We start from the raw sequence: 22,969 nt of genomic DNA, 5'->3' as shown, positions 1-22,969 counted from the left end.
GCACTTGAGCGCAGCAATAGCACTGGTCAGATAAGCTGAACTAAGCGATGTTTTTAAGCGTAAACCTAAGTTGGTAAAGCCTGCTTGGTTCTGGCACTGAGTTTCAGATGCTGAGCTCACAGAGCTTTGGTTTAGCAGTTTGGCTTTTTGATTTAAGTTTCTAGAAACCCAGATCTAAAGACTGGGCTCAGGCAATGCGGATTATTGAGGTTGTTCTGGGCTCAATGTTCCAGCGGGAATGGCGGGTTCTTCCGACGCAAGATCGCTCGGTTCTTCCTCGGGGTTTTGCTGTTTCGACTGATTATCTACCCAGACTAACGTGTCGTAGTAGCGGCGAATACTGTCAACGTAATGGACTGCTTCACTGCCTCTGGCGTAGCCGTAGCGGGTTTTTTGATAGTATTTACGCTTTTGCAGCAGTGGCAGCACTTTCTTTAAATCTCGCCACGCATTGGGATTTAACTCCATCGATTCAGCCAGCTTTCGCGCATCTTCAACATGGGCATACCCTATGTTGTAGGACGCCAGTGCAAACCACATGCGTTGACTCTCGGGAATGGATTCCGGCAGACGATTGATCATGTCGTTCAAATAGGCTGCGCCGCCGCGGATACTTTCTTCCGCATCCAAACGGTTGGTGATGCCAATTTCTTTTGCCGTAGGCTGAGTCAACATCATCATGCCACGTACTCCCGTTGCCGAGCGGGCATGGGGATTCCAATGGGACTCTTGATAGCTAGTCGCCGCAAGCTTACGCCAATCTAAATTGCCCGCATGGGTTTCAAATAACTGACGATAGCGGGGCAAAACGGTTTCGATAGCGCGGATAAATGCCCGAGTATCGACATAATCGAAGCGCTTCACATGGCCAAAGTATTTCTCGTTGAGATGATCGAGCGTGCCAGCCAGTTTTTCTTGGTGCCAAAAAGCCAGTAATTGGCTCATGAGTTCATCACTGCGGGTCGGCGGTAACAGCCAGACCACATCGAGCTTTTCTTCAAGTACGGGGCCTGAGCGCAGATCGGGCAAGTAGCGGCGATTGATTTGTACGCTGCTGGAGTCTGCTATGGTGTAGTCAATTTCTTTGTTGGCGATCATGGCCAGTAATTCTTCGCTGTCTTTGTCGGTAATTTGATCCCACACCAGCGTCGGATAATGCTTTTGCAATTGAGTTAATGTCTCGACGAAGGAAGAGTCGGCGATGACAGTGATCTTACCTTTTAAGTCGCTGATGTCTTTGGGCGCTGGCATGCCTTCGCGATACACCAATACTTGATTAACGCGGTACAACGGCGGCCCTAGGCGGAACTGTTCACGCCTTGCGGGTGTTTCTGTCATGCCCGCAGCAATCAGGTCGATTTCATTCTTTTTAAGGGCTTCGTACAGCTCGGTGCGGTTAGTGTAGGGCACCATTTTTAAGGGCACATCTAAGTACTCGGCGAACAATACCGCCATATCGTAATCGAAACCGCTATCACCTTGACCCGATGTCATATAAATCTGTGGGCCGTAAAGTGTCCCGACTCTTAACTCAGTTAATTTTTTCGGCACGAATTCTGTGTCGTCCACGGTCACCTGCTGACAGGCAGTCAGTAAGAAACCTAAGATAAGAGCGAACAGGAATCGAGTCATTAAATGTACTTATAGTAAATAAAATCAATATTATAGATAGCAAGTTAACAGTGGGGCATATGGGGTGAACTGGCCGACATTGGTGGGATTATATCCGTTTGTCTGCGATAACGTAAAAAAATCATTCGTGGGGGAAAATGGCGGCTTAAAATGGTCGCGTTTTTTATATCACAGGAAACACTGTTTTGCGTAAGGTCACAGGTGATTTGTGGCAGACATTTCCTTATAATAGCGCCACCTCTGACCCCTGCAATAATAAATAATAAGGTGAATAGACGTGATGGAGATCATCCGCGGAGCCCCTGCACTCTCGACGTTTAGGGTGCAAAAGCTGATGGAGGCCTGCGAAAACGCTGCGCTTCCGGTACGCCAAATTTATGCTGAGTATGTTCATTTAGCGGATTTGAGCGAGTTGCTCGACACAAATGAACGCCAGCAACTTGAAAAAATTCTCACCTATGGACCTGCGATAGAAGCTCATATCCCCCAAGGTTCACTCCTGTTTGTCACTCCTCGCCCCGGTACTATTTCTCCTTGGTCTTCAAAAGCCACTGACATCGCACACAATTGTGGCCTTGGTAAAGTGAAGCGTTTGGAGCGAGGCGTTGCGTATTATGTCGAGTCAGATGCACTGACAGCGCCTCAGCAACAAGCCCTGAATGCGTTGCTGCACGATCGCATGGTGGAAATTATCCTCGATGATTTTACCAAAGCCGATGTGCTGTTTAAGCGCACTGAGCCTGCGCCGTTTAAGAGCGTCAATATTCTTGGGGAAGGTCGCCGCGCACTTGAAGTGGCTAACACAGCATTGGGCCTTGCCTTAGCCGAAGATGAAATCGACTATTTAGTCGAGAACTTCGTCCGTTTAGGCCGTAATCCCCACGACATCGAATTGATGATGTTTGCCCAGGCGAACTCTGAGCATTGTCGTCATAAGATTTTTAACGCAGATTGGACCATTGACGGTGAAGTTCAGCCTAAGTCACTGTTCAAGATGATCAAGAACACCTTTGAAACCACGCCTGATCACGTGTTATCTGCCTACAAAGATAACGCTGCTGTGATGGAAGGCTCGGTTGCCGGTCGTTTCTTCCCCGATCCTGATGGGGTATACAACTACCACACTGAACCAATGCACATCCTGATGAAAGTGGAAACCCACAACCATCCAACCGCCATCAGCCCCTATCCTGGCGCTGCAACCGGTTCAGGTGGTGAAATTCGTGATGAAGGCGCGACGGGCCGTGGTTCTAAACCTAAAGCGGGTTTAACAGGCTTTAGTGTATCCAATTTAAAAATCCCGGGTTTTGTTCAACCATGGGAAGGCAACTATGGCAAGCCAGAACGTATCGTGAGCGCGCTGGACATTATGACCGAAGGCCCACTGGGCGGCGCGGCATTTAACAACGAGTTTGGTCGTCCGGCACTGGTCGGTTATTTCCGTACCTACGAGCAGGAAGTCAGCAGCCATAACGGCGTAGAAGTCCGTGGTTACCATAAGCCGATTATGTTAGCCGGTGGTTTGGGTAACATTCGCGAAGAGCATGTACAGAAGGGCGAAATCACCGTCGGCGCTAAGCTGATTGTGCTGGGTGGCCCTGCGATGAACATTGGTTTGGGCGGCGGCGCTGCTTCATCTATGGCATCGGGTCAATCGAGTGAAGATCTCGACTTTGCTTCTGTGCAACGTGAAAACCCCGAAATGGAACGTCGATGTCAGGAAGTGATTGACCGCTGTTGGCAGCTTGGCGATAAAAACCCTATCCAATTTATCCACGATGTGGGCGCGGGCGGTTTGTCGAACGCTTTCCCTGAACTTGTGAATGACGGCGAGCGCGGCGGTTTATTCAATCTGCGTAACGTGCCTTCAGATGAGCCTGGCATGAGCCCGCTGGAAATCTGGTGTAACGAATCACAAGAACGTTATGTGATGTCCGTTGCCCCTGAAAACCTCGCACTATTTACTGCAATTTGTGAGCGTGAGCGTGCCCCGTTTGCGGTTGTGGGTGAAGCAACAGCTGAAAAACATTTAACGCTTAGCGACAGCCATTTCGATAATAATCCTATCGATTTACCGCTTGAAGTCTTATTAGGCAAAGCGCCTAAGATGAGCCGCGATGTGGTATCGGCTAAAGCGGTATCACCCGCGTTAGCGCAAGATAATATTGAAGTTAAAGAAGCGGTTAAACGCGTACTGAGCTTGCCTACCGTTGCGGATAAAACCTTCCTTATCACCATTGGTGACCGCACTGTTACGGGTTTAGTTAACCGTGACCAAATGGTGGGTCCATGGCAAGTACCTGTGGCCGATTGCGCGGTCACAGCGGCAAGCTTTGATACCTACGCCGGTGAAGCTATGTCTCTGGGCGAGCGTACACCGCTGGCACTGCTTGATTTTGGCGCCTCTGCCCGTATGGCGGTGGCTGAATCCATCATGAACATCGCCGGTGCCGATATCGGTTCATTTAAGCGTATCAAGCTTTCTGCCAACTGGATGTCTGCCGCGGGTCACCCTGGCGAAGATGCGGGTCTTTATGAAGCGGTGAAAGCCGTGGGTGAAGAACTGTGTCCAGAGCTCAGCCTGACTATTCCGGTCGGTAAAGACTCTATGTCGATGAAGACCGCATGGCAGCAAGATGGCGCGGATAAAACCGTGACATCGCCTATGTCATTGGTCATCACCGCCTTTGGTGTGGTGCAAGATATTCGCAATACAGTAACGCCAGAACTGCGCACAGATAAGGGCGAAACGTCTTTACTGTTAGTGGATTTAGGCGCGGGCAAAAATCGTTTAGGCGGTTCTTGTTTAGCCCAAGTGTTTGGTGAGCTGGGTGATGTTGCGCCGGATCTTGACGATGCTGCACTGCTGCGCGGTTTCTTCGAAACCATGCAAAATCTAGTTGCTAAGAAATCGGTTATCGCTTACCACGACCGTAGCGACGGCGGTTTATTCACTACCTTAGTGGAAATGGCCTTTGCGGGTAATACAGGTCTGAATATCGATTTAGAAGATCTACAGGGCACGGATTTAGAGCGACTCTTTAATGAAGAGCTCGGCGCTGTGCTGCAAGTGAGCCGCGACAATGCGGCGAAAATTGCCGCTCAGTTTGCTATCGCAGGCGTACCTTGCCACGTGATCGGCACGTTAGCTGACGATCAACGCATCACCATTAATGATGGCGCGCGTGAAATCTTCAGTGATAGCCGTGTAGCGCTGCGCACTGTGTGGTCAGAAACCACCTATCGTATGCAAGCACTGCGTGATAACCCAGCCTGCGCACTTGAAGAGTTCAAACTTAAGCAAGACGGAACCGATTTAGGCTTAACCGTTAACTTAAGTTTTGATCCAAGTGCTGACGTTGCCGCACCTTATATCCTTAAGGGCGCTGCACCTAAGATGGCGATTTTGCGTGAGCAGGGCGTTAACTCCCACGTTGAAATGGCCGCTGCTTTTGACCGCGCTGGATTTGAAAGCCGCGACGTACACATGTCGGACATTTTATCTGGCCGTATTAGCCTAGAGGATTTCCAAGGTCTTGTGGCCTGTGGTGGCTTCTCTTATGGTGACGTATTAGGCGCAGGTGAAGGTTGGGCTAAGTCGATTCTGTTTAACGAGCGTGCCCGCAATGAGTTTTCACGTTTCTTCGAACGTGACTCAAGTTTTGCCCTTGGCGTGTGTAACGGTTGCCAAATGCTGTCAAACCTGAAAAAAATTATTCCAGGAAGCGAACATTGGCCGCGTTTTGTGCGTAACCGCTCAGAGCGTTTCGAAGCGCGTTTCAGCTTAGTTGAAGTGCAACAGAGCCCGTCGTTATTCTTCCAAGGTATGGTGGGTTCGCGTATGCCTATCGCCGTATCACACGGTGAAGGTTTGGCTGAGTTTGCCAGCGCTGAAGCGCTGGCGATGGCCGAAGCGTCTGGCACAATTGCCCTGCGCTTTGTCAATGGCAAGGGCGATATCGCAACTCAGTATCCACAAAACCCGAACGGTTCTCCAAATGGCCTAACGGGCATTTGTACCACTGACGGACGCGTTACTTTGATGATGCCGCATCCTGAACGTGTGTTCAGAACGGTCGCTAACTCTTGGCATCCAGATGCTTGGGGTGAAGATAGCCCTTGGATGCGTATGTTCCGTAATGCGCGAGTGACCTTAGGTTAAGCGAGTAAACTCAGCGGCTTTTACCTGTATTGATGGGTAAAAGTGGGTTTAGTTAATCGTAAAAAAGGAGCGATAATTTCGCTCCTTTTTTTATATTTAAAATGCACTTTTATGAAATATCTTGGATTTCAAATCATTAACACTTATTGCAAATAATCTAATAGACCAAAGTGAAAAAATAGCTTCTTTCATCGGTAAATACCTATTAATAGGTATGTTGCATACTTGATACTGGAAGCGACGTTTTATGGGGTTCTAGAGTTGAAGGCAGATGTTGCGGCTTTAGAATAGAAAAAGCCCCCACTCTCAAAGAGATGGGGGCTCGTTTTGCGCTAACAAAACTTCAAATTAATGCAATAAATTTCACGAGTAATTCTGGGGATTATTTCAGCTCATTAGCTGTATAAAGTTCAACAAAAACACGCTTGTAGCTGTTAACCAGACGTTCAAATAATTTAGTCATATCGATATCTCCACACCAAAAGTTAATACCTATGTGCGCGAAGTTGGCATTGACTGGGCTACGACACCAGTTCTACCAAATTGTCTCCTTAACACAGGATATATATTAAACAACTCAGGTTAGCTTCTCAAACGAGAAAAAATACAATTATTCATTATTAAAACTAATGAATTTTGATGCTGTTTTTATGTGCTAATTTCTATGTATGGATTTATATATTGATTTTAAAGGTTTTAAATTAATTTCCGCTGAAAATATTTTTATGTTTTCTTAGTTAATTTGTTGCAACATTATTTGTTTGTTAGTTTTTTGGCAGCTGGAGCTGATTTGTGGCGGCTAATAAATAAAAGTAGGGGTTTACACTAATTAATGCGTGCTCACTACTCCTGTTTTATGTGGTTGTCAATCCCTCTCAGTGGGGAAGTGTGTGCCTCACCGCAAAACCCACCTAAACCACTGAGTTTGATTGATTTGCATCAAAGCGAGGTGGTATAAAATAGCCACAAATGAAAGCGAATAAATATCTTAACTATCTGATATTTATATCGATGAGATCATTTGATTGATTAAGTGGTAGGGTGTTGGTCTCAGTTACTTGCGATAGTGTGACTCGCGTCTCAATATGCGACGGATATTGGTACTTTTTAACCCTTGCTGCTTCGAACTAATGAAAAAGATTAAATTTAACGGTTTATACTGATGTTCAGATATAAACACAAAATGAAAACTCACTATCCTACAAAGGCACTTGCTGTGATTGACGCGGGTTTTGTCATAGCAATTGGACGCACCAAGTAAGGAGTCACCGATGATTGTTGAAGAGGTTGTTGAGCTATCGCGGTTGCAGTTTGCGCTGACAGCCATGTATCACTTCCTGTTTGTTCCCTTGACCTTGGGGTTGGCATTTTTGCTGGCTATCATGGAATCACTGTATGTGATGACAGATAAACAAATTTATAAAGATATGACTAAGTTCTGGGGTAAGTTATTTGGTATTAACTTTGCCTTGGGGGTTACCACAGGTTTGGCAATGGAATTCCAGTTTGGTACTAACTGGTCTTACTATTCGCATTACGTAGGGGACATCTTTGGTGCGCCTCTAGCTATTGAAGGTTTAATGGCCTTTTTCCTCGAATCTACCTTCGTCGGTATGTTCTTCTTCGGTTGGGATCGTTTCACTAAACGTCAGCATTTAGTGGTGACTTGGTTAGTGGCCTTTGGCTCTAACATGTCGGCATTGTGGATTTTAGTGGCAAACGGTTGGATGCAAAACCCTGTGGGTTCTGTGTTCAACTACGAAACCATGCGTATGGAAATGACCAGCTTCGCCGAAGTGGTGTTTAACCCTGTTGCGCAGGTGAAGTTTGTTCACACTGTGGCTTCGGGTTATGTGGCGGGTGCCATGTTTGTGCTGGCGATCAGTGCTTATTACATCCTCAAGAAACGTGACTTACCTTTTGCCCGTCGCTCATTTGCGATTGCGGCAAGCTTTGGTATGGCGGCGATTTTATCGGTTATCGTCTTAGGTGATGAATCTGGTTATAAAGTCGGTGAAGCACAGCGTGTTAAGTTAGCGGCAATTGAAGCTGAATGGCACACAGAACCTGCTCCTGCGGCCTTTACTGCGGTTGGTTTCCCAAATCAAGAAACCATGCACACGGATTATGCGATCAAAATTCCTTATGCGATGGGCATTGTGGCAACACGTTCATTGGATGAAGAAGTCACGGGGATCCGTGATTTGATTGCTGAGCATGAAGTGCGTATCCGTAACGGTATGAAAGCTTATGCTATGTTAGTGAAGCTGCGTGCGGGTGAAGAAACCCCTGAACTGCGTGCGGCCTTTGAAGAAGCAAAAGTCGACTTAGGCTATGGTTTCTTACTGAAACGCTACACAGACAAAGTGGTTGATGCCACTGAAGAGCAAATTAAAGCAGCAGCTAAAGATTCTATCCCGAACGTAGCACCGATTTTCTGGAGCTTCCGTGTGATGGTGGGTCTAGGCTTTATCATGTTGTTCGTATTTGCTGCGGCATTCTGGCAAAGCACACGTCATCAAATCGCTGAGAAGAAATGGGTACTTAAAGCTGCACTTTATAGCTTGCCATTACCTTGGATCGCGATTGAGTGTGGTTGGTTTGTGGCTGAGTATGGTCGTCAACCTTGGACGATTTCTGAGGTACTACCGACCTTTATGTCTGCATCAAGCTTAACGACTGGCGACTTATGGTTCAGTATCCTTTCTATCACCCTGTTCTACACTGTGTTGCTGGTGATTGAGATGTTCTTGATGTTTAAGTTTGCCCGCATTGGTCCGAGCAGTTTAAAAACTGGTCGTTATCATTTCGAGAACCTAGAAGCCTAAGCAGAGGATTTCATTATGTTTGATTATGAAATATTAAGAGTTATCTGGTGGGCTCTGATCGGCGTACTGTTCATCGGATTTGCGGTTACTGACGGTTTTGACATGGGTGTCGGTGCGTTACTGCCAATCATAGGCAAAGACGATACTGAACGCCGTATCATGGTCAACACTATTGCTCCCCATTGGGACGGCAACCAAGTGTGGTTAATCACAGCAGGTGGTGCGTTATTTGCCGCTTGGCCTATGGTGTATGCAGTGTCTTTCTCTGGCTTCTATGTCGCCATGATGTTAGTGCTGTTTGCCCTTTACATGCGTCCAGTCGGATTCGATTACCGTTCTAAAATTGAAAATCCAAAGTGGCGTAAGTCATGGGACTGGGCCTTGTTTGCCGGCGGTTTTGTACCTCCACTGATCATAGGCGTAGCCTTTGGTAACTTGTTACAAGGCGTACCGTTTGAATTCGACGAGTTCCTTCGTGCGACTTACCACGGTGGTCTATTCGGTCTGTTGAATCCTTTCGGTCTACTGGCAGGTCTTGTGAGCGTGAGCATGTTTATGATGCAAGGCGCTTCTTGGCTACAAATGAAGACTGATAGTGAGCTGCGAGTTCGTGCTGCGAAAGCCACGCAATTCTTCGCACTATTAGTGGCTGTGTTGTTTGCAGCAGCAGGCGTGTGGTTAGCCAATGGTATTGATGGTTATGTCGTGACATCAGTCCTTGACCATAATGCGGTGTCTAACCCAGCAATGAAAACAGTCGCGATTGAAGCGGGTGCTTGGCTTGCCAACTATGACAAATACCCCATCACTATGTTGTTCCCTTTCTTAGGTGTGCTATTGCCGCTGTTAGTGATTCTGGTGAGCCGCTTTAACCGTTCAGGTTTTGCGTTCCTATTCAGTTCGCTGACTGTCGCTATGGTGATTTTGACGTGCGGTGCAGCTATGTTCCCATTCGTCATGCCATCATCATTAGACCCTAACGTTAGTTTGACTATGTGGGATGCAACAGCCAGTAAAACTACCTTAGGGGTGATGACTGCTGCCGCTGCGATTTTCGTCCCTATAGTATTGAGCTACACTGTTTGGACTTATTTCAAAATGTTTGGCCGTATCGGTCGTAAACATATTGAAGATAACAAAGCCTCTCTCTATTAGGCATTAAGGAGCATCTGCTATGTGGTATTTTACGTGGATATTAGGGGTTTTGTTGGCCTGTTCTTTCGGGATTATCAATGCCCTGTGGCTTGAGAATACTGAGAACATGGACAGATCGGCTGATGATGCCGAGTAACGTCTAAACTCGATTTAAAAAACCTCGCACTAGCGGGGTTTTTTACTGGGATTTATTTGCTGGATAAGGCAAGGTTTAACCTGTGTTGGGTTCATCTAAAAGCTATCCTCAATAATGGTCTCCTATCACTTTCTTAAATAATGCCTCAAAACTCCCGTGCCTCGCTCCCATAAAAATGCCACCCAGTGTGGGTGGCATTTGATACATAACTCATTAGACATTTGCGCTAGTGGTGTTAATTGAACCTGTCGAGCGAGTCTATCTAGGCCTTAAATTGGCTTATTTGGCGTTTTAAGGCCGCAGCTAAGGATGACAGTTCATTGGCTGACTGCACGGTTTCAGTGGCGCGATGTTCGCCTTCATTTGCCAGTTCACTGATCTGATGCAGATTATGAGTAATTTCCTCTGCAACACTGCTTTGCTGCTCGGTAGCTGAGGCGATATTGCGTGAACTAATGGCAAGTTCGCCAATTCGGCGGGTGATTTCCTTAAGCTGCTCGCCAGTAGCTTCACCCTGTGCTGCGGATTCCATGCCTAATTGATGACTCTGGCCCATTTGTTCTGTGGTACTTTTCACTTGCGTTTGCAGCTTTCCAATGGTTTGGCCAATTTCTAAAATGGATGATTGGGTGCGCTGGGCTAGGGTTCTCACCTCATCGGCTACGACCGCAAAGCCTCTACCTTGATCGCCTGCACGCGCCGCTTCAATCGCCGCGTTAAGTGCCAGTAAATTTGTTTGCTCGGCAATACTGTTAATCACTTCGGTAACTTTACTGATGGCTTCACTTTCGTGACTCACTTTTTCAACCGACTGATGACTATTACTAAGCTGTTCACTGAGTTTGAGTAAATCCTGCACCACTTTAGTTTGCTGACCTTGGCCTTCTTTGGCTGCGGCATCCACCTGTTGGCTCTGCACTGCGCCATCTTGGGCATGATTCGCCACATCGCGAATAGAGGTCGACATTTCTTCAATGGCAGTGGCAATTTGATCCGTTTGTAGCATTAAGGCCTGAGCTTCTTCGCCATTCTGTTTGGCGATACTTTGTGCCTTAGAAGCCTGCTGCTCTAAACTCATCACCGAATCCTGCAGGGCAATGATTAACTGTCTTAACTCTGAGGACATGGTCGATACGCTGGTGGTGATGCGATCAACTTCGTTTTGGCTCTGTGGTTCTGATGGCGCTAAGTGATGACTAAAATCACCACTGCCTAGGCTTTCCATATGCACTTGCAGGGCATGTAACGGTTTAAGTGCACGGATTAATACCACAGATAGCAGTGCTGTGATCAGCGCAATCCCTGTGAGTGCAACGATAGCGTTGATAGTGAGTAACTGCATACTTTCTTCATTGAGCTCACTCGCCTTAACTTGGCCTACCAACATCCAATTCCAGCCGGTTACGGTTTGGCTATAGGCAAACATAGGCTCATTTTTACTATTGCTATAACTGTACTCAGAATCATCTTTCGTGGCCTCAGCCACACTTAACCCATCGAGCATACTCTCGGTGATAACGTCGCCCGCATTAAACTGAGGATGCGCGACAAGTACATTGTCCGCTTTGCGGACTAACAGAAAACGGCCGCTTTCTTCTAGGGTGAGTCGGTTTACTGCATCTTGTAATTGTTTTAACGAGCTGGTGATGTCAAAGCCAATATATAAGATACCAATGACTTGGCCTTGGACGTCCTTAATTGGGCGATAGACTGTCATATAGTCTTTGCCGAAGAGTTTGGCGTAGCCTTCGTATTCTTGGCCGCTGATCAGCGCTTGATAGCCTGGATGGGTTTTACCAAGGAAGGTGCCTAGTGCACGGCTACCATCGGCTTTTTTGAGTGAGGTCGACACCCGCATAAAATCATCGCCATCGTGCACGAATACCGTTGCCGTGCCGCCTGTCAGGTTAGCAAAACGATCGACTTTACTTTTTGAGGAGTTAATTTGTTCTTGTTCGTGCATGAGGGCGGGGGAGCTGACTCCCATCACATTGACGGTTTTATTTGGTTTACTAAATTGCCCTGGATACATTTCCTTAAACACGTCGGCGTTGCGCCTTGCAAGCTGCAAAAGGCTATCGTATTGCAGTTCTAACATGTCTGAAACGGCACGCATTTCGGACTTCATGGCACTCATGCCTTTATCTTCTAATACATTTGAAGCGGCTTTGTAGGAAACGGTACTGAGTATGCCAAAAATGGTGAGTGTGAGAATAAACGCGAGGGCACCTATTTGTTTTGCAATAGGCCAATTTTTATAATTCATCGTACGATCCTATAGGTAACGGTTACATCAATGTAGCCTAAGTCTCACTCCATGGTCTTGATATGGGTCTAGTATTTAAGCAATTGTATAGTCACTTCGTTGATATTTTACCAGTTTTAGACTTGAGTTAATGGATTCATTCCACAGACATGTCGGCAGATAAAAAGTCCTGCTAACTGGCCGTATTGTGATGGCATGGACTAAGCTGCTTAAGGTGAATGGAGTTCATTGAGTCAGAACCATTATAGGGGAAGTGTATATGCTAGGTGAGAATCATGCGTTAGTTTATGAGTTTCCAGATTTTGTTGATCAAATTAAGCATCTAAAAGTCAATAATAGCGCTTTTGCTACCATGGCCAGTCGTTACCATGAGCTCGACAATAAAATCAGGGCATTGGAGTTAACAAAAGTGCCCACTGCCGATGAGCACTTTTTAGCGTTAAAATTAGAGCGGTTAAACCTTAAAGATAAACTGTATCAATACCTAGTCCACGATGCGATTTAAGCAGGAATGGCGGACTGATTGTTCGCCTTACGGGTTTTCATCAACAGTAAATACATAGTCGGTACCCAAACCAGAGAGAGCAACGTCGTCAGCAGCGTGCCGCCCGCGATAGCAATGGCAAAGGGAGGCCAAAATCCGCCGCCAGCAATGATAAGCGGGATAAACCCGCCCACTGTGGTGATGGTTGTCGAGCTGATATGGCGGCCACAACTGCTGACGGTTGAGACTATGGTTTCCATATCGCCGAGTCTGGCACTTGGCATATCCTCAAGTTCAGCCAAGATCACTATGGCAGCGTTAATGGCCAGTCCCATCAAGCCTAGTAAACCTATGATGACCGGGAATCCAAAGGGATAGCCGAACACATACACGGCTAATAGGCCAAGCCCTGCCGATTGTATCGCGCTCAACAAAATGATGGCCGTGAGCCTGAAGGAGTTGAACGACAGCACCACAGTGGCCAATAACAAGGTGACGACTAACATCACATTGGAGAGCAAATTGCCGACCGCTTCGTTACGTTTTGCGCTTTCACCTCCGATTTCAATGCGATAACCCGATGGCAGCGCGAGTTGTGCCACTTTATCTTTGACATCGTTCAGCACCTGGGCGGGTAACACGCCACTGACAATATAGGCTTCTATGGTATTCACCCTTTGGCCGTTACGTCTTGGAATGGCGCCGCGGCTCACTTGCACTTCGTTGTGGGCGAGGGCTGAGAGCGCGACCGACTCACCCGAAGGTGTCACTAATTGGATTTCTGAAAGGCGGGTGACTTGTTCGCGACTGCCATCACCGAGTCGCACTCGAACGGGTAATGACTCCGTTTGCTCAAGTACGCTGCCACCGATAACGCCCGTGGTCGACATTTGGATTTGCTTGGCAATATCCGTCAGACTTAACCCACTCATTAAGCTGGCATCTTCATTCACTTGCAGCCAAAGCTTAGGCGCACCGGCACTTAAGGTGGCTCGGGTATGGAGCACGTCCGGTGTTTGCGCGAGGATATTGCGGACTTCATCGCCCAGCGTCCGTAACGTATCGAGATTCGGACCGAAGATCATCAACTCTACCGGCGCATTAAAGGGCGGACCTTGCTCGAGTTTGCGAACTAGCACTTGTGCCTCGGGGAAAGCGCTATCGAATTGCTGTTGTAATTCGGGGATCAGCTCATTGGCGCGCTCAAAGTCGGTCACTTTCACCATGGCCTGCGCATAGTTAGTCGCGCCCTGTTGGCGTTGTGTCAGGTTGTAATAAAATGAGGGCGTATTGCCGCCCACCACCCAATCGACTTGAGTGATCCCATTGACGGCATGGAGCTTTTTATCCATGAGCTGCACTTGATTCAAGCTGTTGTCTAAACTCACATGGGGCGCAAGATAGACTTCAATTTGGAACATGTCCCTGTCCGATGGCGGAAAGAATTGCTCTGTCATCTTACCCGAGGCGTAAAAACCTAATACTGGCGTAATACCAATAAGCAGCGCACTGAGAATAGGGCGCTTAAGGGCGATTCTGAGGCTGGCTTGAAAATATTGGCTCACCAGTGGGAGATTTATTCCGTGTTGATACCAGACATCATGTTTGCCTTCATGGCTAAATCGTCCCGCAAGCCCCGCAATTATTGTGTGGGAAATTAGGTAAGAGCCCAGCAGCGCAAACATTACTGACATGGCAATGCCACCGACAAACTCCCCAGCGGCACCGGGCATCAGCACTATGGGCGCAAAGGCTAAAATAGTGGTAATTGTTGAACCTGCTAAGGGCAGCCAAAGGTGGTGTATGGTTTCACTCACTGCGGCTAGGCGGCTCATCCCTTGTTGGCGCCGTTGTGAGATGGCATCAACAATCACAATCGCATTATCCACCATGATCCCAAGGGCGACGACGAGTCCTGTCACCGACATTTGATGTATGGGCAGGCCGATATATTTCATGCAGGCCAAGGTAAACAGTGCCGTGAGGGGTAATGAAATCGCCACTATGATGGCGTTTCTTAGTCCTAGGGTGAGTAGCAATACCAGCAAGATGATCACAAACCCTTGCAGCAGGTTTACCACGAGTCCGCCAAGGCGATCGCTGGTGTAACTGTTTTGCTCGAATAGCCATTGGATCTGGATATTGGCGGGCATTTCGCGATTAAGTTCATCGACGATGCGATTCACTTGTGCTTGCCAGAGATCGACACGGCTATTGTTCAGCATGCGCGCGGCGACAAAAACGCCTTGTTCACCATCGACTAAGGCTATGCTGTCAGCAGGTGTTTTAGCTTGGCGCGTGACAGTGGCGATGTCGCCAAGGCGAATGACTTGGCCTTGACTATCAATTTTAAGTGGCACTTGGCGAATGCGAGTTAAAGAGTCGAGTTCGCCCGAGACTTCGACTAAGGCGCGAAACTCGTGGTTGTTGATTTCACCTGCGGCAATTTTACTGTCGGCGCCGCTGAGAATATGGGCGATGGCAGCGGGAGTAAGTTCTAACTGGCTCATCTTGTTGCCATCGAGCTGCACTAGCATTTCTTCGGTCGGTGCGCCGTAGAGTTTGACAAAATCTGTGCCAGACAACAGCCTAAGCCTGCTCTGTAATTCCTTCGCATAGCGGTTGAGCATATCGACCCTGACGGGCGTATTGCTATTCCACACTAAGCTTAAAATAGCGGTGTAGGCATAACCAATTTGATCATCGAGTGTCGGGGATGGTATGCCCTCGGGCAGATTGACTTTCGCATCGGCTAATAAATCCCGCGCCCGAGACCACACGGGGTCGGTCTCCATAACTGTGTCTTTCAATTCTAACTGTATGACTGAAATCCCCGGCCGAGAGGTCGATTGGATTAGCTTGATTTCTTCTAAACGCCTGAGCTGATTTTCGAGCACTTCAGTGACTAAGGCTTCGACCCGCTCAGCTGAGGCCCCAGGGTACGGGGTGATCACAGAGGCGAAACGGTTGGTTATGTGTGGATCTTCGGTACGTGGAAGGCTAGAGATAGCGCCAAAGCCCGCGACCAGTAATAGTGCAATAACGAGGCTGACTAAGCGGCCGTTTTCAACAAAGGCTTTAATCATAACTACCTCGTGGTTGCGGCAATGGGAGATACAGCTTGGCCTACAACCAGCTTATGGAGCCCTTGGCTGACATAGATTTCATTGGGCTCAATCGCGCCTTGAATGTAGGCCATGTCTTGGGTGGTGTAGAGGATTTCCACATCTCGGCGCTCTATGATGGATTGCTGTTCATCCTTTGCGATGACATACAGATTCCATAATCCACGAATGCCATCCGTTAATGCCGAAATCGGCACCCAATACCCAGCTTGTTCTATTTGCTGCTGTTGATGCAGATACACAATTTCACCGTTAATTACACGGGCATCTTGGGGTAGGCTTATCCTAAGTTGTAGGGTGCGACTGACGGGATTCACTTCGGCGCTAATACCGGCAATTTCGGCGGTAAAGATTTGATCTTGCACGCTGACTTGCACTTGTTGTTTTGGGTGAAACTGATCCGCTAACGCGACAGGTACGCCTATGTAGGCTTCAGGATTGATATTGCCCACTAAGCTGAAAATGGGGCTGCCCGCAGCAACCACTTCGCCTAAGTTATGTAGCCTTTGACTGATGGTGCCGTCAAACGGCGCCACTAAGATGGATTTATCGAGCTTAAGTTGGTTGGCATGCTGCGAGGCAAGTAGACGGTTTTTCGCTGCGGCTAAGCTATTTAATTGTGAGCGGTTTTCATCTAATAGCTGCTCAGAGACATAGCCCGATTTTTTCAATTCTTGATTACGTTTTAGAGTGCTGGTGGCCAGATCAACATCGGCTTGGGTTTGCGCCAGACTCGCTTGGATCTCCTGACGCTCGGCTTCGAGTAGTCGGGTATCGAGGATTGCCAGTATTTGATCTTGCTTCACTTTGATGCCGGAATCGGCCTGTAGCTCGTTTAACTTACCAGCCAGTTCAAAGCCGACGCCAGTTGTGTTGCCCGCACGGATAGTCCCCGTGAAGGTTTGCTCGTGCTGATAGCTTAGTGTCAGGATCAACGCTTGGCTCGTGACTGTGGGCAGTACGGTTGTCGTGGCGTGTTCAGTTACTTCCTTTTGACAGGCGGATAATGTGACTAAAGCAAACACGCAGACGCTGATAGTGCGCCAAGAACGTCGGGCAGTTCGATCCATTTTAAGTGCTTCCGCTGTAAGTTAAACGTTAATGCAATGTAACTAGACTTGCTAGTCTAGTTGTGTGGAACTAGACTGTCTAGTCTATTTTGTGCTTAACTAATGCCAATTTATTAGGTCTACCTATTCGAGAGTCGATATGACGCATTCCTCTGAGACGCAGTTACCTCTGAGCCGTAGCGAACAAAAACGTCAGCAAGTGCTTGCGGCTGCTATTGATTTATTTTGTCGTCAAGGGTTCCCTCATACCAGTATGGATGAGGTTGCCAAGCTTGCGGGTGTGTCGAAACAAACCGTCTATTCCCATTACGGCAGTAAAGATGAATTATTTGTTGCGGCAATCGAATCTAAGTGTGTTGGCCATAATCTTAATGATGATTTGTTAAGCGATCCCACTAAGCCGGAATTCGCATTAACCCAATTTGCCCTGCAATTTGGGGAGATGATCGTCAGCCCAGAAGCTATTACGGTATTCAAAGCCTGTGTGGCGCAATCCGAAAGCCATCCCGAAGTGTCGCAGTTATTCTTCGATGCGGGCCCGAAACATATAGTGGGATTGCTGGCTGACTATTTAGTGAAAGTAGAGGCGTTAGGGCAATATCGATTTGGTAACGCTCACCACAGTGCGGTGCGTTTATGTTTAATGTTGTTTGGTGAGCTAAAACTCAAATTAGAATTGGGCTTGGCAGCCGATGAACTTGCTAACGATAGAAATGATTATATTTTGGGTTGTGCCGACATGTTTCTGAGGGCGCATAGGGTTAAATAAAACGTGTACGTTAAAAAGGTATCATTTCGTATCTCTATATCGAAAGCTTGAACCTTTTAGCTAGATAGTGCGTATTATGCGCGAAAGTCTTTTAATCATTTTAAATGCAAGGAGCTGACGTGGCTAATCGAGAACTTTCACCATCGAGCACAAAACTGTGCCCGCTGAAAAGCGCTGTATTACTGTTGCCGTTAATGAGTTGTGCTGCGATTGCAGCGGATAAACCTTCGAAGGAATACAAGCCATTTAGATTAAGTGTCGCGCAGATCAGCACCCAGAGTGCCGATGTGGCCAATGGTAATACTGAGCTACAAAGGGACAGTTTATTACTGAGTGCAGGGATGAATGTTCCGTTAAATCAGCAATGGTCTTTAGGCTTTCGTGTAGGTTATGACAGGCTAGACTACGACTGGCGTAATATCACCCTTACTGGCGCTAACAGTGTCGCCCCGCTGTTCGGCACCGACGGGCAGAATTGGGATCATATCAATCGTTACCGCGCCGGAGTGTCGTTAAATTATCGCATGGATAAACATTGGACCTTCTTTCTCGCGCCGCAGATCCAATATGCCTACGCCGATACTGCATCGGCCAGCGAAGCCCAGAGTTACGGTGTTGTGGCATCTGCAATGTATGCATTTGATTCGGGGAATATGATTGGTGTTGGTGTCGCGTATCTTAATGATATCGATGAAGTTCGTACTGTGCCTTATCTCGCCATGCGCTGGCAGATAGATGAACATTGGGCACTCGCTAATCCTTTCCAAGCCGGGTTTAGTGGTCCCGCTGGATTAGAGCTGAGTTATCGATTTAATTCCGATTGGAATGTCGGCTTTGGTAGTTCGCGTCGTACTGAGCGATTCCTTATCGAAGATGATGACACTGTGGTAGAAACGAACGAGTGGGTGAGTTATTTACGTGGCGGTTGGCAAGCAACCCCAGCATTAACAGTGAATCTTTACGCCGGATATTACTTTGATGGGGAGTTAGAAGTGACTGACCAAACCGCGCTTGATATGGATAGCCAAGGCGCTGCGGCCTTGGATATCGAATTCAAATTCTAACGTTAATGATAGTTATTTGCCCAGCATGGCCTCTTTGAGGCTTTTTTGGGCAGGCTTATCACCTAGCCAAATTTTTAACAGTGCTTGACGGAACATTTCACCTTCGATGGTGGCTTGTTCCTGGCCATTTTTATAGGCCGTCACGCCGCGGGCTTTATTGGCGACTAAGGTAAATTGGTCACCTTCTTTAATTTCTTCGTTAAACAGCGCCATAAAAGCATCGATTTGCGGTTGAATATCGGCGGTATTATCTGCCGTCGCGTGCTCAAAACCTTCGGTGATCGCATCGCGCATTTTTTCTGAGGTGATCATGCCAGAGGTAATATTAAGGCGGATCGCCGCAATTGGAGCATCGATAACCGCAGTCGTATTACTCAAGGTTGCTGGCAAATACAAACTGCCCACATATAAATCCATAAAGAACTTACTGCGAACCCCCGCGCCATTAAGCTGTAATACTTGACTATCTAATGTCACAGTATCGGCGACTTGCACACCTGAGACTTCTTTGGCCATTAATGTGTGGGGTAATAACAGCGCGCTGGCTAGGGTAAGAGTGGAGAGTAACTTCATAATACACCTCATTTTTCTATTTTAATTATTGGGTTTTAAGTAAAGCTTTATGAGTATTCACAGCAGAAAGTTGACCCCAACTTCTCAAATACTCGGCATCGGAAATGGATGTTAATCTAAAGAAGAGGGGAGAGATAGGCTAATTGTGCTTAAGTATCTTCCGAATATGGCATACTCATCATTAAGTATGAGCATGCCAACAAGATGACTCATCGCGTTAAAATACTGACGTAAAAGTATTGGTGTAAAACTATTGGCGGGGAAATTATCAGCGTTAAGCAACTGGTATAAATTATCCGCGAGTGCCCAGCTTGTACTGTCCACTCTGTTCGAACATCACGGCTTGCTTCTGTTTTGGTGAGATCAAAATTGGACCGTCGTCGAAGAAGAGAAAACACTTCCAATTACGGACGAACACATCCCAACGAGTTTCAATAATCTGATATTTTTCATAGCAAAAATACACAGGCGTCTCATCTGGCCATTGTATAAACTCGGCTAACATGGCGGGTAAACTGCTCTCTTCACTATCCCAAGCACTCTGCCAATGATCTGTTTCCACCCAAGCATCAGCCTTCGCCGCCCAATCTCCCTTAGTGAATTGCTCCGCACGACTACTCTTGTTGCTAATCCATTGGTTCCAGATTTCCATCGCACTTTTATCTGTTAACGGCAGGATATGCGCCTTGTCCTCGTCAGTGACAGGTAAGTCCTTGTGGTTGAAAATCCACTTACGGCGGTATTGATCTAGCGGTATATAAGTGTTGGCCAAGCAAGCTCTCCTAGGTTGAGCTCTGAAGGCTCATCAAACATCAGTGTGTTGGATTATACTGACTTAGCCAAGTTTAGGGCAATGCCGCAATGTAGCTTTATCCTGGTATTGGATTTTATAGTAACGATTAACAGAGCTGTTTTTTAAGGGATATAGACTGAGGAAGTTTTAAATGTGTTTTTGAAAATTATTCTTATCAGAAAAATCTTCAAGTGAAGTTGAAATCACACAAGCATTATCTGGTCTCTCCACAGGGACTCGAACCCCGATCGGCCGCTTAGGAGGCGGCTGCTCTATCCTGTTGAGCTATAGAGAGACGACAGTGATTATACTGGTTTTATCTCTGATTAAAAGGCTTATGATTTAGTTGCTTAAATCTTAAGCGCTATGTCGTTTATCTGCACATTGTAGGCTGCATTTTGGTCTAAAAGTACTGCTGTTGAGCTTTCTTCACTCACTTGTTCGATTTTTACCGTGGCTCGACTTTTGGTTGCGACTGCGCGCATTTCATTGAGTCTATCCGGTAGGTTTTGCTGTAATACGACTTGGAATTTATCCCCGACACGAATGCCATGTTTACGGCCGAGATTTAAAATGATCCTGTCCGCTTGGCGGCTCACGACTTGGCCGAGTAAGGGTCTGCAATTGAGTGTGCTGTCTAAATCATGGGTAGCCTGTTGCATTAACTTAGTAAGATTTTTGCCATAGGATGATCGCCAGAATCTGTCCGTATTCGGGGCAATAATGGCTTGTTCTTCAAATTCCCATGGCGCCGATGTGCTGTAGCTTTTACTCCAAACTTCTTCGCCACTGATCCCATGATAGAGGCTAAGTTTGAACTGGAATTGCCTGAGTGGAGCTTCATCCCAGAATCCTAGGAAGGTTGGCGGCACTGGCTCTATTGAGATATCCATAATTTGTGGTTGGAGGATATATTGGCTGTCGGTAATTTCACTGAGCCAGCTTGGGAGTCGATAACCGCGGATATCCACTAGATCTTGTTTAATATCGAGCAGTTCTTTAGCGTGAGTGTGGCTAAAGCCTGTGGCGGAGTAATCGTCTATAACACTACCAAGTTTTTCTGAAATAACTTCTTCAAAACCTGAAAGCTGCCCATATCTGAGCTGAGTACGATCTTTGATTTGTGCTTGAGGGATTAAAATCGCAGCCTTTAATTGTCCATTTGGACACTGCTGCGTAGGATCATCATTTAGATCGAGTCGTAAGGATACATAAATTTTGTTTCCTTGGATCCGTTCACTCACAAGTTGAATACTAATGGCTTGGGCGTTGCGATTAATCGCAAAATTATTTTGAGTAAGGTTACCGTTTGTCGTTTGTTGTTCACTGGATATTTGAATGCCAGTGCTTAATGTAGCGTAGCTAACGGCTTGATTAATCGCTTCTTCTCTTGCTTGAGCCGTATTACCATTGAGAATAGTCGCTTCACCACTGGCTTCTATCCATTCGGCCTGAGTAGGCAAAGACAAGAGTGCAAGGCTCAAAATGATGAGCGAAGCTGAACCTGGTATATGCATCAATACAATCCTTATCGCTAAGCTATTGGCGAGCTTGCTAATCGAGCCAGTTTCCTGACACTTAATCTAATATACCGACAAAGCAAATTCCATGCCTGAGTAACGAGAGTTTTCGATAAAGTTTCCATTGGTGCAGTCGATATACAGCATATGAGAATAATATTGTCGGGCTGGAGTCAATTTTGGTCCGAAGATTGCTGGCTTTTGTTACTCACAAAAATGAGACGCGTAGAGTGTGAGTGATTTAATGGCCTGTACACCCACAAATGAGGTAACTCCAATGCTAAAGCGTGTGATTATTCCCTTAACATTACTGATGTTAGGTGGATGTGTGGCTAAATCGGTTACACCGCCCAAGCCGAGTTTAGTGGATGGCAATGGGTTGCCGCCAACGGCAGTGATCAACCATTTAGCACAGCGAATAGTGACAGAGCTCGTTAAGCAAAATGATGCTCTGCGTTCTGATCAACCAATTGTCGTCGCAACCCCAGTATTAGTAGGTGACATGAATGGTACAAATGCGTTGGCGCAGCAGTTACAGCAAGGATTAATGACGTCGCTCCATAGCTTTCAGTTTAATGTGGTTGATTTAAATTTAGCTGATGGCTTGAGAGTGACGGCTAATGGGGATTTTATTTTGACGCGAGATTGGCAACAATTGTCGAAAAATCTTCCCGTTGAGCATCTTGTCGTTTCGACTATGAGCCCAGTTACCAATGGTATGGCGATCAATACTCGGATTGTGAATATAAGTAACAATCGCGTGGTATCGGCCTCTCAAACTTTTGTGACTCAAAAAGAGTTGGCAAACTACATGCAGCCATCGGAGCAAATTGTGTCACAAAATGGCGTCTTATATCGTCAGGCGAGTCCAGGCATGAATGAAGTGCGTGTTTTAGGAGATGGAAAATGAAACGCTACCTGTTATTTATTGCGGCGCTAATGCTAACTGGCTGCGCGGCTAAAGATAGATATGTGCAATGGGAAGATGTGCCGCCGCCGAGTTTTCCTAAGTTAACGGCCATAGGATATGCGCCTTTAGCGACTCAACCGGCTAAAGAGCAATCACAAAGAGTGTTGATGGCCATGCAAGCATCAAAAATTGTGGCCTACCGTGAATTAGCGGAACAAGTATATGGGCAGAAAATAACGGCAAACAGCAGTGTCAGTGATTGGATGTTGACGGACGATAATGTTAAAGCATCGGTTTCTGGCGTGATCCGTGGGGCGCGGGTCGTTAAGAGTTATCCGGCTGGCGATCATTATGTTACTGAGTTAGAACTGGATTTTTCACGGGTATGGGCACTGTATCAACAACAGAGCCGTCCACAGCGAGTGAAAGAAGTCACGTATTTCTAGTCATTTCTACATGACTCTATTGAGCCGCGAACTATA

General features: G+C 46.8%; 16 protein-coding genes and 1 tRNA gene. 9 read left to right on the top strand and 8 right to left on the bottom strand.

Annotation, left to right across the window (positions count from 1 at the left end; all coding sequences use genetic code 11):
- Window positions 1-201: 201 nt before the first annotated feature.
- Window positions 202-1,632 (bottom strand): membrane-bound lytic murein transglycosylase MltF, encoded by a 1,431-nt coding sequence (mltF, locus tag AYJ58_RS17565; protein WP_106651108.1) that lies wholly within the window; start codon window positions 1,630-1,632, stop codon window positions 202-204.
- Window positions 1,633-1,912: 280 nt separating this feature from the next.
- On the opposite strand from mltF, the gene purL reads away from it, so the two are divergent.
- The 4 genes from purL to cydX all read left to right on the top strand — a co-directional run bounded on the left by purL (window position 1,913) and on the right by cydX (window position 9,913).
- Window positions 1,913-5,794, top strand: a complete 3,882-nt coding sequence (purL, locus tag AYJ58_RS17560) for a phosphoribosylformylglycinamidine synthase (protein WP_106651107.1) — start codon at window positions 1,913-1,915, stop codon at window positions 5,792-5,794.
- A 1,271-nt stretch (window positions 5,795-7,065) separates the two neighbouring features.
- Window positions 7,066-8,622, top strand: a complete 1,557-nt coding sequence (locus tag AYJ58_RS17555; RefSeq protein WP_106651106.1) for a cytochrome ubiquinol oxidase subunit I — start codon at window positions 7,066-7,068, stop codon at window positions 8,620-8,622.
- Between the two features lie 15 nt (window positions 8,623-8,637).
- The gene (cydB, locus tag AYJ58_RS17550) at window positions 8,638-9,777 is read left to right on the top strand and encodes a cytochrome d ubiquinol oxidase subunit II (protein ID WP_106651105.1); all 1,140 of its coding nucleotides are present in this window, start codon (window positions 8,638-8,640) and stop codon (window positions 9,775-9,777) included.
- A 19-nt stretch (window positions 9,778-9,796) separates the two neighbouring features.
- Window positions 9,797-9,913 carry a cytochrome bd-I oxidase subunit CydX gene (cydX, locus tag AYJ58_RS17545; protein ID WP_006082469.1) on the top strand — a complete coding sequence of 39 codons (117 nt, stop codon included), beginning with the start codon at window positions 9,797-9,799 and terminating at the stop codon, window positions 9,911-9,913.
- A gap of 262 nt (window positions 9,914-10,175) precedes the next feature.
- Here the strand turns inward: cydX and AYJ58_RS17540 are convergent, their stop codons facing one another.
- Window positions 10,176-12,179 carry a methyl-accepting chemotaxis protein gene (locus AYJ58_RS17540; protein WP_106651104.1) on the bottom strand — a complete coding sequence of 668 codons (2,004 nt, stop codon included), beginning with the start codon at window positions 12,177-12,179 and terminating at the stop codon, window positions 10,176-10,178.
- Between the two features lie 259 nt (window positions 12,180-12,438).
- Between AYJ58_RS17540 and AYJ58_RS17535 the strand changes: the two genes are divergently transcribed.
- Window positions 12,439-12,684 carry a YdcH family protein gene (locus AYJ58_RS17535; RefSeq protein ID WP_006082467.1) on the top strand — a complete coding sequence of 82 codons (246 nt, stop codon included), beginning with the start codon at window positions 12,439-12,441 and terminating at the stop codon, window positions 12,682-12,684.
- Here AYJ58_RS17535 and AYJ58_RS17530 read toward each other — a convergent pair.
- Together AYJ58_RS17530 and AYJ58_RS17525 are read right to left on the bottom strand one after the other, a co-directional pair.
- On the bottom strand, window positions 12,681-15,749 hold the full coding sequence (locus tag AYJ58_RS17530) for an efflux RND transporter permease subunit (protein ID WP_106651103.1): 3,069 nt from the start codon (window positions 15,747-15,749) through the stop codon (window positions 12,681-12,683). The two genes, AYJ58_RS17535 and AYJ58_RS17530, sit on opposite strands and share 4 nt — an antisense overlap.
- Before the next feature lie 2 nt (window positions 15,750-15,751).
- Window positions 15,752-16,858: an efflux RND transporter periplasmic adaptor subunit gene (locus tag AYJ58_RS17525; RefSeq protein WP_106651102.1), complete on the bottom strand. Its 1,107-nt coding sequence runs from the start codon at window positions 16,856-16,858 to the stop codon at window positions 15,752-15,754.
- 139 nt (window positions 16,859-16,997) lie between these two features.
- Between AYJ58_RS17525 and AYJ58_RS17520 the strand changes: the two genes are divergently transcribed.
- A complete protein-coding gene (locus AYJ58_RS17520; protein WP_106651101.1) occupies window positions 16,998-17,627 on the top strand; it encodes a TetR/AcrR family transcriptional regulator in 630 nt (209 codons plus the stop codon).
- 119 nt (window positions 17,628-17,746) lie between these two features.
- Window positions 17,747-18,691, top strand: a complete 945-nt coding sequence (locus AYJ58_RS17515; protein WP_106651100.1) for a DUF6268 family outer membrane beta-barrel protein — start codon at window positions 17,747-17,749, stop codon at window positions 18,689-18,691.
- A 12-nt stretch (window positions 18,692-18,703) separates the two neighbouring features.
- Here AYJ58_RS17515 and AYJ58_RS17510 read toward each other — a convergent pair whose 3' ends face one another.
- From AYJ58_RS17510 to AYJ58_RS17495, 4 genes are all read right to left on the bottom strand, one after another.
- The gene (locus tag AYJ58_RS17510) at window positions 18,704-19,264 is read right to left on the bottom strand and encodes a chalcone isomerase family protein (protein WP_106651099.1); all 561 of its coding nucleotides are present in this window, start codon (window positions 19,262-19,264) and stop codon (window positions 18,704-18,706) included.
- 292 nt (window positions 19,265-19,556) lie between these two features.
- Window positions 19,557-20,036, bottom strand: coding sequence for a DUF2947 domain-containing protein (locus tag AYJ58_RS17505; protein WP_106651098.1), 480 nt, complete (start codon window positions 20,034-20,036; stop codon window positions 19,557-19,559).
- Window positions 20,037-20,276: 240 nt separating this feature from the next.
- A tRNA-Arg gene (locus tag AYJ58_RS17500) sits at window positions 20,277-20,352 on the bottom strand.
- Between the two features lie 55 nt (window positions 20,353-20,407).
- Window positions 20,408-21,574 (bottom strand): flagellar assembly protein FlgT, encoded by a 1,167-nt coding sequence (locus AYJ58_RS17495; RefSeq protein ID WP_106651097.1) that lies wholly within the window; start codon window positions 21,572-21,574, stop codon window positions 20,408-20,410.
- Window positions 21,575-21,854: 280 nt separating this feature from the next.
- Between AYJ58_RS17495 and AYJ58_RS17490 the strand changes: the two genes are divergently transcribed.
- Together AYJ58_RS17490 and AYJ58_RS17485 are read left to right on the top strand one after the other, a co-directional pair.
- Window positions 21,855-22,487, top strand: a complete 633-nt coding sequence (locus AYJ58_RS17490; protein WP_106651096.1) for a FlgO family outer membrane protein — start codon at window positions 21,855-21,857, stop codon at window positions 22,485-22,487.
- Window positions 22,484-22,933: an LPP20 family lipoprotein gene (locus AYJ58_RS17485; protein WP_106651095.1), complete on the top strand. Its 450-nt coding sequence runs from the start codon at window positions 22,484-22,486 to the stop codon at window positions 22,931-22,933. The genes AYJ58_RS17490 and AYJ58_RS17485 overlap by 4 nt, the downstream gene beginning before the upstream one ends.
- Window positions 22,934-22,969 lie beyond the last annotated feature (36 nt).

This window comes from Shewanella sp. Pdp11 (assembly GCF_002838165.1).
Classification (GTDB): domain Bacteria; phylum Pseudomonadota; class Gammaproteobacteria; order Enterobacterales; family Shewanellaceae; genus Shewanella; species Shewanella hafniensis.
This window is presented reverse-complemented; position numbering and strand designations above follow the sequence as displayed.